Origin of the sequence: Algoriphagus aurantiacus (assembly GCF_035156405.1) — a bacterium.
GTDB classification, from domain to species: Bacteria; Bacteroidota; Bacteroidia; order Cytophagales; family Cyclobacteriaceae; genus Algoriphagus; species Algoriphagus aurantiacus.
The window spans coordinates 60,131-75,326 of the sequence record NZ_JAXRUT010000025.1; the positions used below are offsets into that span (position 1 = coordinate 60,131).

Annotated in this window: 14 protein-coding genes; 3 read left to right on the forward strand and 11 right to left on the reverse strand. The window is 41.3% G+C overall.

From position 1 onward, the window contains the following. Positions 1-78 precede the first annotated feature (78 nt). Entirely contained in the window at positions 79-1,428 is a 1,350-nt protein-coding gene (locus SYJ56_RS20450; protein WP_323837419.1) for a Gfo/Idh/MocA family protein, read from the reverse strand. Between the two features lie 29 nt (positions 1,429-1,457). Next, positions 1,458-2,123 carry a 3-keto-disaccharide hydrolase gene (locus SYJ56_RS20455; RefSeq protein WP_323837420.1) on the reverse strand — a complete coding sequence of 222 codons (666 nt, stop codon included), beginning with the start codon at positions 2,121-2,123 and terminating at the stop codon, positions 1,458-1,460. 610 nt (positions 2,124-2,733) lie between these two features. Here SYJ56_RS20455 and SYJ56_RS20460 point away from each other — a divergent pair. Beyond that, positions 2,734-3,795, forward strand: coding sequence for a PA0069 family radical SAM protein (locus SYJ56_RS20460; protein WP_323837422.1), 1,062 nt, complete (start codon positions 2,734-2,736; stop codon positions 3,793-3,795). A 181-nt stretch (positions 3,796-3,976) separates the two neighbouring features. Here the strand turns inward: SYJ56_RS20460 and SYJ56_RS20465 are convergent, their stop codons facing one another. The 3 genes from SYJ56_RS20465 to SYJ56_RS20475 all read right to left on the reverse strand — a co-directional run bounded on the left by SYJ56_RS20465 (position 3,977) and on the right by SYJ56_RS20475 (position 9,327). Then, on the reverse strand, positions 3,977-6,394 hold the full coding sequence (locus tag SYJ56_RS20465; protein ID WP_323837424.1) for an ABC transporter permease: 2,418 nt from the start codon (positions 6,392-6,394) through the stop codon (positions 3,977-3,979). A 138-nt stretch (positions 6,395-6,532) separates the two neighbouring features. Then, complete coding sequence (locus SYJ56_RS20470) at positions 6,533-8,977, reverse strand: ABC transporter permease (protein WP_323837426.1); 2,445 nt, start codon at positions 8,975-8,977, stop codon at positions 6,533-6,535. Positions 8,978-9,180: 203 nt separating this feature from the next. Beyond that, a complete protein-coding gene (locus tag SYJ56_RS20475) occupies positions 9,181-9,327 on the reverse strand; it encodes a hypothetical protein (RefSeq protein WP_323837428.1) in 147 nt (48 codons plus the stop codon). A gap of 53 nt (positions 9,328-9,380) precedes the next feature. Here SYJ56_RS20475 and SYJ56_RS20480 point away from each other — a divergent pair, with 53 nt between their 5' ends. Beyond that, complete coding sequence (locus SYJ56_RS20480) at positions 9,381-10,646, forward strand: sulfite oxidase (RefSeq protein WP_323837430.1); 1,266 nt, start codon at positions 9,381-9,383, stop codon at positions 10,644-10,646. A 5-nt stretch (positions 10,647-10,651) separates the two neighbouring features. After that, positions 10,652-11,167 (forward strand): hypothetical protein, encoded by a 516-nt coding sequence (locus tag SYJ56_RS20485; RefSeq protein ID WP_323837432.1) that lies wholly within the window; start codon positions 10,652-10,654, stop codon positions 11,165-11,167. Positions 11,168-11,172: 5 nt separating this feature from the next. Here SYJ56_RS20485 and SYJ56_RS20490 read toward each other — a convergent pair whose 3' ends face one another. The 6 genes from SYJ56_RS20490 to SYJ56_RS20515 form a co-directional block, all read right to left on the reverse strand. Then, on the reverse strand, positions 11,173-11,706 hold the full coding sequence (locus SYJ56_RS20490) for a GRAM domain-containing protein (protein WP_323837433.1): 534 nt from the start codon (positions 11,704-11,706) through the stop codon (positions 11,173-11,175). A 13-nt stretch (positions 11,707-11,719) separates the two neighbouring features. Next, positions 11,720-12,187: a hypothetical protein gene (locus SYJ56_RS20495; RefSeq protein WP_323837434.1), complete on the reverse strand. Its 468-nt coding sequence runs from the start codon at positions 12,185-12,187 to the stop codon at positions 11,720-11,722. 89 nt (positions 12,188-12,276) lie between these two features. Beyond that, complete coding sequence (locus SYJ56_RS20500) at positions 12,277-12,588, reverse strand: DUF1016 N-terminal domain-containing protein (RefSeq protein WP_323837435.1); 312 nt, start codon at positions 12,586-12,588, stop codon at positions 12,277-12,279. 152 nt (positions 12,589-12,740) lie between these two features. Further along, the gene (locus SYJ56_RS20505; protein ID WP_323837436.1) at positions 12,741-13,628 is read right to left on the reverse strand and encodes a zinc-dependent peptidase; all 888 of its coding nucleotides are present in this window, start codon (positions 13,626-13,628) and stop codon (positions 12,741-12,743) included. Positions 13,629-13,759: 131 nt separating this feature from the next. Further along, positions 13,760-14,620, reverse strand: coding sequence for an HAEPLYID family protein (locus SYJ56_RS20510; protein ID WP_323837437.1), 861 nt, complete (start codon positions 14,618-14,620; stop codon positions 13,760-13,762). 81 nt (positions 14,621-14,701) lie between these two features. After that, the gene (locus SYJ56_RS20515) at positions 14,702-15,037 is read right to left on the reverse strand and encodes a hypothetical protein (protein ID WP_323837438.1); all 336 of its coding nucleotides are present in this window, start codon (positions 15,035-15,037) and stop codon (positions 14,702-14,704) included. Positions 15,038-15,196 lie beyond the last annotated feature (159 nt).

Consider the following 15,196-nt stretch of genomic DNA (forward strand, 5'->3'; position numbering starts at 1 on the left):
TTTCAAATTTTCAATAATCAATGTTCAAAGCCCAAGTTTTAAGCATCAATACTTACTTCTTCATACTAGCTACAATTCTTAAAACTTACGATACTTTCCTTTCAGGAATTTGTTCGCTTTCTTCTCAGCAAACTTCGCTTTCTTACTATTCCAGTGCAATGTCTCGTTAGGGAATCGGCCTGCAATCACTCCAAGCAAAATAGTTTCTGTCAGTCTAGATGCATAAGAGAATGGCGCAGTGGTTTCACCCTTGCCTAAGCAGGCATCTACAAACTGGTGGTAGTGCTTCTTGCTTTCGGAATCGTAATCTTTCACAGGCTTGCCCAGATTGAATGATTCTATGTCCATTTCCACATATTCACCATCCACTATTTTTCGTGGCAACTGTTGGAAATGTGGTAACAATAGTCTCCCATTTTCACCCATAAACATTGCGCCTTGATCAGGTAATTCATCTCCATTTGGAAGAACCAAATCCTCATGAGCCTCCGGAGCACCGATTCCATCATACCAAACCCATTTTAAGGTCTCTGCAGTGTGCTTAGTACCAGGAAATTCATAGGTCACTACATTGTTTGCAGGAAATCCAAATCCGGTAGGTTCACGACACTCATTGATAATCGTACGGGGAACGTCTAGTTCAAGCGCATTGTATGGTGTGTCAAAAATATGCACTCCCATATCTCCAAGGGTACCACAACCGTAATCCAATATCTTTCTCCAGTTTCCAGGATGGTAATACCCTTCTTTGTATGGACGCTCTGGTGCAGTTCCTTGCCACAGATTCCAGTCCAGACTAGCAGGAACAGGATCAGATCCTTCTGGCTCAGGCCCATCATAGCCCCAGTCTTTGGGTGACCAAGCACGAACGGTATGAACTTTACCGATAATTCCAGACTGAATAAGTAAAGTCGCCAATTTATAATCATAAAAAGAATGAACCTGAATACCCATCTGCGTTACTAAGTTCTTCTTAGCAGCAAGCTTATTCATTTTTCTAGCCTCACTCACATGGTGGGTCAATGGCTTCTGACAATATACGGGCTTATTCATTTTCATAGCCATCATGGATGCAGGTGCATGCGTATGATCTGGTGTAGAAACTATCACAGCATCGATCTCATCGGACATATCCTTCAATAGATCACGATAATCAGCATATGTCTTTGCGTTTGGATGAAGTGCCTTTGCATTGGCCATCATTGCCGAATCCACATCGCAAAGTGCCACCACATCCACCAGCTCATGGGAAGAAATAGCATCCAGATCAGCCATTCCCATCATTCCAAGTCCAATATGAGCCGTTCTAAGGCGTTCGCCGGCATTTAATCTGGCCAAAAGTGAGGGAGCTAAAGCAGCGCCCAACAATCCGAAGCCACTCTTTTTGACAAAGTCTCTACGATCAATACTCTTAATGTTCTTACTCATGTTTTCAGTGAATTTATTACTGGGTTATTTTATAGTTCTTTGATACTAATACTTTTAAAACGGACTACATCACCATGACCTAAAAAGCCAATATGTCCCGAACTTCTCTGCAATCCCGGATGATCTTTGTGATCTAATGTACCGTTTTTACTTGCTTCTAGATAATCACCATCTAAAATCATCTCTCCATTGAGAATAATTTTAATGTGAGGATGATTTACAATCACTTCCTGGGTATTCCATTCGCCTACAGGCTTGAGAAATCCGCGCTTAGCAGGTATGACCCCATATACAGAACCATGGAATTGGTACGCTTGAAGTTCGGAATACTTCTCTGCAGTATTGTCCAAGATTTGAAGCTCCTTTCCCACATAAGCTGCATCTCCGTCTAATGGAGCATGGATTCCGAGCCCGTTATTGGCTCCGGGAGTGAGTTGAAACTCAAAGCGAAGAATAAAATCCCCATACTCCTTCTCAGTATAAAGATTTCCTCCACCAGTACCCTTGGGGTCAATCACAATCATTCCATTTTCTGCCCGGTAAGAACTTTTATTTCCCACCCAACCATCCAGGTTCTCGCCATTGAAAAGTTTGACAAAGCCTTCATCTGTGCTGCTTTTTTGCGAACTGCACGAGTGCAAGACAGCAGCTAAAACAAAAAGTGCAAGAAAGACAACAGAATTTGATTTGGACATAAAGGGTTATTGAAAGAGTAAACTGTGAATAATCCTGATTACTAGAACGCAATTTAAGGTTTCATGCCAATTTTGGGATAAAAAACTTAATTAAAAATTTTATTTACTTCTAAGGTTATTTATTGATTTTTTTGGAAAAGATGGATTTTTGGGAGTACAACGAATCATGTAACAAGTGTAAGGTAGTAAGGCTTATTTTATGGTGGGGAAAATGTCCTATTGGTAGGACGAATAATTATTAGCCCTTACATGAAATCATATCCTGAAGAAAATTAAGTTCGACCCATTCTGGGTCGAGGTGAACCTATCCCATCATATCAAACCATGGGTTGCACCCATGGCTATTCAGAAGTTCGATCCTTTCAGGATCATTTCGAAAGGCGGGATCTACGGATATCACATCAAACATTATAACCACGAAGTGGTCCAACTTTTCAATAACCGCGGGTGCAACCCGTGGATACGTGGAAAAGTTATTGAAAACGTCAACCCTGAAAGGGGTTGAACAATTGTTTAAAATCTATCACAAATCTCACGTCGTGAGACACTTACCGTCAGGATCATTTTTTGTTCTTTTTCGTATCACAATCCACTGGTATATTGAAATCAAATGGAGAAGAACGAAGCAGAAAGCTATTTCAAAGGGCGTGGATCGCAGATCAGAACGGACAACAAATTCCTCAAGTATCGCTATGTCAGCGAGCATATTGAGGGACTTGACGAACCTTTAGTCCAATTACCACAGACCAAAGTCTATCAAGAACATTCCAAAAGCATCGTAAATAAAATTGAGAGCCCAGACTTAGGCATGATGTATTCATTGAACCCGTACCAAGGTTGTGAACACGGATGCAGTTATTGCTATGCAAGAAATACCCATGAATATTACGGACTTGATGCCGGACTTGACTTCGAAAGCAAAATAATAGTAAAAGCTAATGCTTCTCAGCTTTTGGAAAAGTTGTTTCACAAAGCAAGCTGGAAACCTGTCCCGATCAGTGTTTCGGGAAATACAGATTGCTATCAGCCGCTGGAACGTAAGATGGAATTGACCAGAAGTTTGCTGAAAGTCTTTGCCCGCTACCGCCATCCTGTTGGTATGATCACCAAAAACAGTCTGATTTTACGGGATAAAGATTTGCTCCAAGATTTAGCCCAGGATAAGCTGGTCAAGGTTTTTATTTCTATCACATCGCTGGATGAAAATGTGAGACGTAGAATGGAACCGCGAACGGCCAGTGCTTCCAAAAGGCTAAAAACCATAGAAGAACTTTCCATAGCAGGTATTCCCGTGGGAGTCATGTGCGCTCCCATCATACCCGGTCTCACGGATCATGAGACTCCAGCCATCCTCAAAGCTGCCGCAGATCACGGAGCACTTACGGCAGGGATGACCGTAGTTCGTCTTAACGGAAGTGTTGGCCCTATTTTCGAAGATTGGATTCATAAAAACTTTCCTGACCGAGCCCATAAAGTAATAGATCAAATCTGCTCCATGCACGGTCAACTCAATGATTCGCAGTTTGGAAGACGGATGCGGGGCGAGGGCAAAGTAGCTGAGATGATTAATCTGCTATTTACTACTTCAAAGCGGAAATATTTCTCTGGACGTTCCTTTCCGGAATATGACCTGACTAAATTCAGGAGGGGTGGGAATTTGAATTTGTTTTGATCTTTAAGAGTACAAAGTATCCTTAATCTCCGTCGTTGCGAGGCTTAAAGCAGAAATTTGATTTTAATGCTCATATCATTAATCCGAAGCAATCTGATAGGTAATAGTCAGATTGCTTCGTCGTACCTCCTACCGATGACGATGAAAATCAGAAATCCCAAATCACAAATCCGAAATCGCATCACTCACTCTTCAGCACCTTTGCCGGATTTGTCTGAGAAGCCACATAGGAATGAATCCCGACAATAAGCAGACAAATCACCATCACACCCAATCCCGCTGCTGCAAATATCAAATAAGGCATGTCCACCCGGGTATTGAAGCCATTTAGCCAGTCATTGAGAAAATAATATGCAGGGAATACAGCGATTAGAAATGAAACTCCCACCAAAATCATATATTCTTTGGAGATCAGAAAAAGAATCTGCTGTAGAGTTGCTCCCAAGACTTTTCTGATGCTGATCTCTTTGGTCCGCTGGGCAATCGTGAAACTGGAAAGACCAAACAAGCCCAGACAGGAAATCAAAATCGCCAAGCCACAGGCAAAGCCTAAAACATTTTTGATTTTCACATCTTCCTGATAGAATCGCTCTATCTGGGTATCCAAAAAATTAAAAGATGCCGACTCATAAGGATAAACGCTTAGATAAATCTGCTCCAATCGCTGTTTAGCCGCAGCCAAGTTTTGATCTGAATTCAGCTTTACATTCACCGTCTGAAAATATTCCGGATTATAGGTAAAAAGCAATGGGCGAATTCCCTCTCTAAGTGTCCTGGAATGAAAATCTGCTACCACTCCGATGATTTCCCTCTGCTTTTCGCTATATCCGATTTTTGCTCCTACCGCTTCTTCCGCACTTGCGAAACCAGCTTCCCTGACAAATTGCTCATTGACCAATATTTCTTCCTCCCTATCTATTCCATCTGAGCCCGCTACCAGCGGGATGCCATTTACCCGCACAAAGGCAGAATCCACATTCATCACCTGTATATAAATATCCTTCTCAGTCGTGTCCACAGGCACTTTAGCATCCGATGTCCACAGGCTCGTGGACGATACCAAACTACCGCTCAGACTGGCACTTTGCACCATAGTCTCTTGATTAAAGCGATCCTGAAGCTGAAGCATTTTATCAGGATCCGACATAAATGGAAGAAAAGCGTACACTACGGCTTCCTTTTCAAACCCCAGCGGCTGACTAGTCACATATTTCAGCTGATAGTTCAGTACCAAAACCAAAATGATAAAAGCAATAGAAGATGACAATTGAATGACAGTAAGGTTTTTTCTCAAAAATACTCCCACAGAAAATTTACCGCTCTTGATCAATTCCCCCTTCAAAGCCCGCTGAGGATCATAGCTAGAAAGAATCAGAGCTGGATAAATCCCCGTAATCATGGAGATCAAAACAGGAAACCCTCCATAGAAAAGGATGTTGTAAATAGAGAAGTATTCTATGTTGAAATTCGTCGGAAGATAGTCTGCAAATAGCACTTTGATTCCTTCTACAAATGCCATTGCTAGGATGGTACTGAACAAGACGATCAAAAATGTCTCTGCGAGAAATTGAGTGATCAACTGTAAGCGGGTTCCTCCAATGGTTTTTCTTATCCCTACTTCCTTAGATCGACTTATTGCTTGGGCAGTTTCAAGGTTTACAAAGTTCAGAACTGCCAGCACCAGAATGATCAAACCTATTAGAATCAAGCCATTCAGGAAAACTTTAGAAACGTTGTCATAGGAATAATTCTCTCCAAAATGCATTTCGGATAGTGGCTCTGTGAAAAAACTTGTGCCATACCCACTATCCTCTTTAGCCTCCATATTTTTCGCAATCAATGGCTTAAACGCCTCATCTACTGACTCATTAGCTACTCCTGCAGCTAGTTTGACAAAAAGCTGACTGCTTGAATTGACCGATGTCCAGTCATGCAGACCATACCATTCTATTTGTTCTTCTGTTCGAATGCTACTAAAGGATATGAAATCTGTAAAAATAAAGTCTGTATTTACTTTGTAGTCGGCAACTACGCCCGTCACTTTAGCATAGATAGAATCAGAATCCGCGAACATCAACTCCTGTCCCAGGACATCAGAAGCTTCAGAACCTGGGAAATACTTATGCAAACTTGCTTCGGAGATCACTACGGATTCAGGTTGGAGTAAAGCTGTTTCAGGATTTCCTGCTAGCCATTCTCTCGGAAAAACCTTAAAGAATCCCTCATCCGCAAAAGTGACCTTATCTGATCTTCCAAACACTTTACCTGAAGAAGGCAAGGCAATCAAAGTCTGACTCATAGTATAAAGCCTGCCTTTTTCTTCTATTCCCGACACTTCCTCTTCTATTATTTCGCCAAGTGGACCCGGAGTCCCTGAATTAGGAAAAATTCCCTCATTGCCCCAATCCGTCAGGGTATTAATGCGGAAAATTCTTTCTTTATCCGGATGAAAGCGGTCAAAACTATAAGAATGCGTCACCACATTGAAAATCAGAAAGCAGATCGCTATGCCTATGGATAAACCCAAAATATGGATACCCGTCCTCAGCTTATTTCTTCTTAAGTTCCTGGAGGCTATTTTAAAGTAGTTTTTAAGCATTTTATTCGAATTGAAAATTGGAAAATTGAAATATTGGAAGGTTCATTTTATCCGTCATTGCGAACGAGGTACGAGCGAAGCAATCTGTTCCGTAAAAGAGATTGCTTCGTTCCTCGCAATGACGAAAACCCACTTTCTCTATTCATCCTTCAGCGTATCCACTGGATTCATTTGGGTTGCCCTGAATGATTGGGCAGAAACTATTGCGATAGTAAACGCAATTCCTGCAAATCCCAGCAAAGTAAAATTGAGCCAAGATGGCCATTCTTTCACCGCAAACTGCTCAATCCATCCTTGCATAAAGTATAGACTCAGCGGCAATGCCACCAGTACACCCACAAATGTAATAACTAGGAATTCTTTGTTAAACATCCAGGAAATACTCCAGCTAGAAGCTCCCAGTACTTTTCGGATACCTATTTCTTTGGTACGTCCAGCTATACTCAGTGCTGCCATCGCAAATAAACCCATCGCTGCGATTAGAATGGCAATGCAAGCAGCCAATAAAACCATTTTTCCAAGCCGTTCATCAGCTATGTATTGTTTTTGAACTGTCTCATCCAAAAAACTAAAGCTAAACGTCTCCAAGGGAAATACACGCTCCCATTCATTTTCCAGCAACATTCTGAAAGATTCGAAGTCAGTACCGTTGCCTTTCACCATCACCTTTGGATTAGTAGAAGAATGGATCATTAGCATGTTTATTCCACTAAATATAGTCTCCGGACTTTTCGCCAGAATTACCGGTTCTATCTCCTTATACAAAGAATTATGATTGAAATCTTTCACTACCCCCACAATTTCATGATTACCGATTCTCGTGCTGGGCAAAAATTCTCCCAGCGGATCAACCCAGTTCATCGCTTTGGCAAAAGTCTCATTGATCAAAACCGCACTGCTGTCCGATCCTGGCTGGGCATTGAGGTCACGCCCTTTCGCCATTTCCAGCCCCAATGTTTTCACATAATCCCCACCCACAAAATTCAAACGGAAATTGAACTGTTTGCCATCTTCCGTCGGGAAACCACCATCCCAAAATGCATCGTCTCCATAGGTAGCAATGGTAATTCCAGCAGATTGGACTTCAGATCTTCCTGCCAATGCCTGTCTGTACTTTTCTGCCTGGGCAAAGCCTGCATTTATCGACTTTACAAAACTGGTGCTTGGCACATCCGCCACATCGACCAGTATGACCATATTCTGATCAAAACCCAGGTCATAATCCTGAATTGCTTCCATCTGATTCACCATAATCAAGGTAGAGGCAATCAACAAGAAGGAAATGAAAAACTGAAATGCTACCAATCCCTTACGAAGTGCCTGCTTGCCAAAGCGTATAGAGAGATTTCCCTTCAGCACTTTGATTGGCTTCAGACTGGACATGAAAAAGGCCGGATATGCACCTGCCATTGCCGTAATCAAAACCACCAAACCAACTAAAATGAGAATCTGTGAAGGACCATACACCAGATCGAGTTTCTTATCAAATAAATCATTGAAAGTAGGGAGTAAGGCCTCTGCCAAGATCAATCCGAAAACCAATGCCGATATCGTGGTCAAAAATGCCTCTGTCAAAAACTGAAAAACCAACTGGCTGAAATCTGCTCCCATGGTCTTGCGCACCCCCACTTCTTTGGCCCGGGTGACAGATCTGCCTATCGCCATGGTTGTGAAATTGATACAGGCAATCAGCAGAATCAAAAATGCAATCCCTGCCAATATCCAAAGCAACGATGGTCGGGTGGACTCTACCATTCCAGAATCAGGATTCTCTGTCAAGTGCATTTCTGCTATGGGCTGAAGAGTAAATAGATACTCTCCTTTTTTATACTCTTCGCCAAGCACTTTTTGCATCATTGCTTCCACACCAGCCTCCAAGGATGCTTTGGACTGTGCTTCATTGAGCTTCACATAGGTATCACCATAGACATTAAACCAAGAATCCTGATTTTCCTTTCCTACGCTAAAATCAAGATTTTCATCGTTCATCAGCACCTCAAACTTAATACTGGAGTTGGCAGGAAGATCTTTCAGAAGACCTGTTACCTGATATGCTTCATAGTTGTCCCCCATTAGCATCCGCATAGATTTTCCAATAGGATCTGCTTCGCCAAAGTACTTTTTAGCAACCTCCTGAGTGATCACTACACCGAACTTATCCTGCAAAACCTGATTTTTATTTCCTTGGAGCAACTCAAAACTGAAAATCTCAAGGAAATCAGGACTTACCATCAGGTATTGTTGATTTTGGGTAGTCTCTTCGTCCAGATAAGCTTGGGCCGACCCACCAATCATACGTGTAGTGTGAGTCACTTGCGAGAACTCATTTGCAAAAGTAGGCGCAGTGATAATCGGTGTGGAAAATGATGATTGAGCCTCCCCTTCCTCGATCTGATGACGTTCGATTCTGAAGATCTTATCACTTTCACTATGAAAATCATCAAAGTTGCTTTCAAACTGAACAAAAAAGAAAATCAACGTGCTAACTCCCAGACCGAGTGTTAGTCCAATCAAATTAATTCCTGTGTGTAATTTGTTTTTGGTCAGATTGCGAATGGCGATTTTTAGGTAGTTTTTCCACATTGGAATAGTGTCAGTTATAAATTCAAGTGAATTATAATTCTAGGTTTAATCATCGGAGTGAATGTATACAGATATCAAATTTCTGTGCCATTCATAAATAGCCAAGAGAGGCTTATTTCGCCTTAAAAGGCATCAAATCGAAAATTCAATCGGACGATTTTGTTCGCCAGTGGGCAAAGCTTCTAAATTAGTATTCAGTTGCCCTATTCAGTCGCCTTCAGAAAGGTCTTATCTATGACAGTGATGCGCTTGAAACCTGAGAAAAGCTGGTGATCACCTGTCTCAACAGTATGAACTTCTCTACTCGCCACCAGTTGGAATGCAGAAATGGTAAGCCTACAATAGGACATTAGTCCTGAAGATTTTTAATTTTACTTTCTGTCACTTTCAATATATTCCCAACATGTCAAAAACTGACTTGAACAGCCTGAAAAAAATCTCTAGCAACACCCAAGATAGAAGAGCATTTTTGCAGAAAAGCACCTTAGCAGTGATGTCCGCGGTTTTTGGTGCGGATATAGTCCATGCTGCCACTATGCCCAAAGGCTATGTTCCTGTTGCACTGCCAGCGGATTTTGATCCTATGAAAGGGAAAAGTGAAGGGATGATCATCCGCAATGATAAGCCATGGAACGTCGAGCCTGCGCCACATTTATTAAATGATCCGATTACGCCATTTGCAAGCATATTTATCCGAAACAATGGATTGATTCCTGAGGATATCGATGCGACAAACTGGACACTTACGATAGGCGGAGAATCTGTGGTGAAAGAAAAAACCTACAGTTTGGATGAGCTCAAAAAGAAATTCAAATCCTATACTTATCAGTTAACTCTTGAATGTGGCGGAAATGGTCGAGCTGGTTTTTACCCTCCAGCATCCGGAAATCAATGGGGAGAAGGTGCTGTTTACTGTTCGGAATGGACTGGTGTAAGACTGAAAGATGTTTTGGCTGATGTGGGCATCAAATCCGATGCAGAATACATTGGCTATTACGGAAAAGACAAACACCTTAATGGTGATCCTAACAAAGTGGTGATCTCCCGTGGCGTACCTATTGATAAAGCTATGCAGGATGAAACGCTGCTGGCATGGTCGCTAAACGGGAAAGACATTCCGCTGGCACACGGCTATCCACTTCGATTGGTTTGCGGAGGCTGGCCGGCTTCAGTTTGCGGCAAGTGGCTGCACAAACTAGTCGTGAGAAATAAGGTACATGATGGAGAGAAAATGATGGGCGATTCCTACCGGGTACCAAAATACCCAGTAGCACCAGGTGAAAAAGTACCGGATGAGGATATGAAAATTATTGAGTCCATGCCTGTGAAATCGATTATTACTTACCCTAAATCAGGAGCGATGTTTGGTACTTCCAAAAAATTGACCGTTCAGGGTCACGCTTGGGCAGGAGAGTATGAAGTGCGTGAGATGGAGGTGACTACAGATTTTGGAGCCACTTGGCAAAAATGCAATCTGAAAAAACCTGCAAATCGACTTGCATGGCAGCAGTGGTCTATAGATCTGGATTTCCCTCAGCCAGGTTATTACGAGATCTGGGCAAAAGCCACAGATGATCAAGGCATCTCCCAGTCTATGGTAATCCCAGGATGGAATCCGAAGGGATATCTAAATAATGCCTGTCATAGAATAGCAGTAAAAGTAAGCTGAAATCCATGAACAATATCCCAAACAATAAACCGGATCCTTCGGAGAAAGAAGGCCATCAGCTTTTCAATAAACTGACTAAATCTGTTGCTGGATTGCTAGGAATTGTAGTTCTTTTGGTAGGACTTGTTCTTTTATTGGTTTTCCTGCCGGAAATCTCTGCCAACCTAAGTTCAAATGCTACAGAAGGATCTCTTAAAATTCCAGAAACTGTAACTGATTCCACCACTCAACTTGTGGATGGCAAGGATGTGGCAACTGGACTTCTGGCAGGGGAAGGACTGGAATTAGTAAAAGCAAACTGCACCAATTGCCACTCCAGCGCCTTGATTCTGCAAAACAGATTTACCCGTGAAGGTTGGCACGCCAAGATCGTTTGGATGCAGGAAACGCAGGGGTTATGGGAATTAGGCGAAAGCGAATCTATTATTTTGGATTATCTGGCAGCAAACTACGCCCCAGCACCACCTCAGGGAAGAAGAATGCCGCTAAGTGGTATAGAATGGTATGAGCTAGAAGATTAGAGACTTCAGTTTAACTTTTTGGACAATTTTTCCATCCAAGACTTCCTGTCATCTACCACAAAATCATACTCACGGCCATCAACAGTTTTAACCCGTAGACCATTGTCAGTCAATTTTTCCGTCTTTTGCTCTTGAATATCTATAATGGTATCAAAAGGAATATCCGATTGCCCAGTACGAATATTGAGTTTATGGGATTTAAAAATCAACTTCTCATTCGTCAGGAAAAGCTTCCCTCCTACAGCTTCCTTTCCCCGGAATAAATTGGCAGGACCTTCAGTTTCTATTTCCTCGTCCGGATCCAACTCAGGGTTAATATTTTTTCCAAGGCTAATTGCAAATTTCCCAAAAAGATAAGGGAAACTAATTACCATAATTACCCCAAAGAATATGCCCTGAAAAACCAGACTTTTCCAGTTGTAAAGTTTCTCTTCCAATAAAAAATCAATAAGGAAAAGGCCTACCATAAAAGTGCCTCCCAACAAAACAGCTAACCCCACTCTCTTCTTCCAGTTCATTTGAATCATTTCAGTTTTCATCTCAAGTCATTTGTTAATTGGTTCTCAACTTTTCACACCCTTCCTTTTCAATTATATAGGAAAGATTGATAATCTTCCAGGCTTCCTCTTTCTTGATCAGGGTAAAGACATCCACGCCACAGTGAGAGAACTCCCCGTTTAGTCTAAACTCATACGGCACCCAAGCGATAGCCATTCCCCCGTGAATTTTCACATCCATGCTATATGCCTTTTCGAGGTAGGAATTCTTTGATAGAAAAGACTTCAGATCATCTTTAAAAAACCTAATTCTGTTTCTTGGTGGACTTACTGTATTATTAACTGTCCAGATCTGCCCTTCCATAAAAGCGACCTGCTTTAGCAATACGGTATCCTGCTTTTCTAAGGATTCAAAAAACTGATTGACTACTGCTTTTACAGCAGCTGCTTCCAGCTTATCAGTTTCTTGAGGAAAGCAATCAAAACAACTCAAAAAAGCTAAGAATAAAAATACTTTCTTCATGGTTTTAAAGATTTTCATTGGGTAATGGATCAATAGCGCTGTTGTCCAGTTTGTCGATTTCCTTCTTCACTTCGTCTTTCAGCGTTTAATCAATGTGTCCAACTCAATTGCGTCCGCAGTGTGGACGCAATTGGGAAGGTCCTGTAAAACTGCCTGTATCGTTGCAATTGACGAATAGAAAATCCACTACCAAACTGAGGTTGAAAATTTTCGGATATCGACTTAATTAAAAATTTGCCATAATCCACCCTTTCTTTGCCACTTTGCTCTTCCTCAAAAATTATTTTACCAATTTCCCAATACATGATCACCCACTCATGATCTACTGCACGGACCGTCTTCGCCTGAGCATTGGAAATTATATCCCGAATTTTAAAAAAAATGTCTCTACTTATTTCCATTGAATGACTTCGTCAAAAGTTGTCTTAAGAGTTAGGTATGTCCGTCTTTAAATATAACAATATCCAATTTTCCTAAAGACTCAAAAACTCAATACCAACTGGCTTTCTCATTCTTTGGAATACTTTAATTTTTGGAAAAGCTACCGTCAAAGTCAATCATGCTTCATGCAACAGTCTTTAAATTTCTTTCCGCTACCGCATGGACAGGGATCATTTCTCCCTATCGTTCTCCTCAGCTTGTTATCCCCTACCTGACTATTGGCCAGATCAGTCTGGAATACCGATGAAAGTACTGCATACAAGTCCGGGTGCTTTTCCTTGAAAAGCCGCGGTCGCTCAAAAAAGTACTCACTCGCGACAGCCAGAAACTCCTGTTTGTTTGTAGCGCCGTAAATATTAATATCACTCCTTCCGGCAAGCATTTCCTTTGTATTCTCACTGATCAAATGCAGCCATGGCAATACTGCCTGATTTTTCATAATCGTATGGGGAATCCCATCTATCTCACCGTCTTGCTTGTCAAACAAATGCACAAACTCATGAATACCCACATTCATTTTGTCGCTGGCATTATCAAAACCCTGATGCAAGGCAGGCTTGGAAAAGATCACTACATGATGCATCACTCCACCGCTTCCCACCATACCTGAGATATTCCGATCCTGCTCACTGAAATCATACTTCTCGGTGAACAAATCAGGATACAACAGCACCTCATGCAAACTGTTATACTCCCATTCGGGAAAGGCAAACACTGGGATAACTGCACTGCTGGCCACTAAAAGCCGATCTTCGTTATCCACCTTGGTTTTAATTCCGGTAATCCGCACCCGCTTCAGAAATCGCAGGATATCAGCTTCAAAAACTACTTGATTTTCCCTGGATAGAGAAGCATAGAAATTCACTTCTTCCAGCAGATAAAGTCTCCAGTCTTCTGGAAATACTTCAGGAACTTCAAACCCGCTTTTTATTCCTCTAGGGCGAAAAAGTAAATACAGAATTAAAGCGATGAATAATCCGACTAATGCTTTGATAATCAAGTGTTAACTGTTTTTAAGTAGAGAAAAAGGAAGGAATGGGTAGTGGCTCAAGCTATTTTCCATAAGCCAAACTTCTGAAAGTTACCAATTCCTTCCTTAGTAGGATTGCAATAATAGGGATAACCGAAACTTTATTTCTCCTTATGCTTTGGCTCCCAAATTAACCTCAAGAAAGAACTTAATCTTTCATTTCTTCTGCTCACCGGGATTCCTGCCACAATTCCTATCAGTAAGCTTTCTGTGACTTCTACACGCATTTGAGGCCTCATTATCATATCAAAATCACCACTGTCCAGAGTCTTGTTAAATTCAACTCCAATAAAATTTCTTGTCCCTGAAATCATGAAGTGAAAACTCGTATTTATATCATAAGTGGTATGAATTTTTTTTGTACTATAATTCTGTTCAATCATTGGGCCTGTGTAAATCAATGAGTGAAAATTACTGCCCCAACGCTTAGCAACCACCAAAAATGGGTTGTAAACATTTCCTTTTATCAACGGTTGACCGAAGTTTCTGAAATCTGACAACTCAAATTCATTGATGTAGCCTATTGCCATAGAAGTCGCAATTTTTTCATTGACGAAAAAAGACCATTGGGTTGCTAGTTTGACACTGTTCAGACTGTTTGAGGGAATGGAATCCTTTGGCGTTCCGTTAACTCCTGAATGAATTGTAAAAGGAAGCTCTACTTCAAAACCCAAGCGGTTGATCGGAGCCCATTCATATTCTATGAGTGCCTCATACGAGTCGAATTTCTCTCTGTCAGTCATACCAAGACCCAAGTTCCACTCCTTTTCGCCTTTTCTTGCCCCGAGGTCTCTTATCAAATCAATATAGAGTGGTTCAGCATGTAAAACCTTGTCAGGTTGTTTGTAGTTTTCTACTTGTTCGATATATATGCTGTCTTTTTCAGACTTAGTAGTTTGAGCAATAGCATAGTTGGAAGATGCCAAGACAATGCCCAGCACCATTATTTTTTTGATATTCATTTTTGATTTGTTGTTTTTGCACTACAAAAATTGTCCCAGCACCATTTAAGGTTTTGGGGATAGTCAAGTCATAAAAACAAATCAAATCTTGGGTGGAGGAGTATCGAGTTTTTGAAAGCCGTTTGCCAAATAAGCGTTATGGTCAGGAAGATTCTCTTTTGTCGTTTCAAAGAGTGAATGATTAAAACCTGATTCAACCGTGTGCGGGACGAATAAATCTATGCTAATAGTTGTCTTCTTGTTATGTTCCTCTGTGTCAGCGCCATCATATTCTTTAATTGCATCTTCGTAACCTAAAATTTTCTCGACAAAAATTTCAATGATACTTTCTTGGTCATTGATTGATAAATCTTCAGGAATATGTGCAGGGTGAGGGTCTGCCGTATCAGCGCTTAGGTTGAACAAATAAAGTCCCATCAGTACCCAAAGAATTTTGGTGTATGTGCTATTTCTTATTTGCCTAATCACAGCTCAAAACTAACACTCTTTTGTTGGTTGTCATTATCTTCATCCACGATGAATCACAACTATGATGATAATTTATCTATCCACTTCCTTAAGGATTGAAAAATAGCG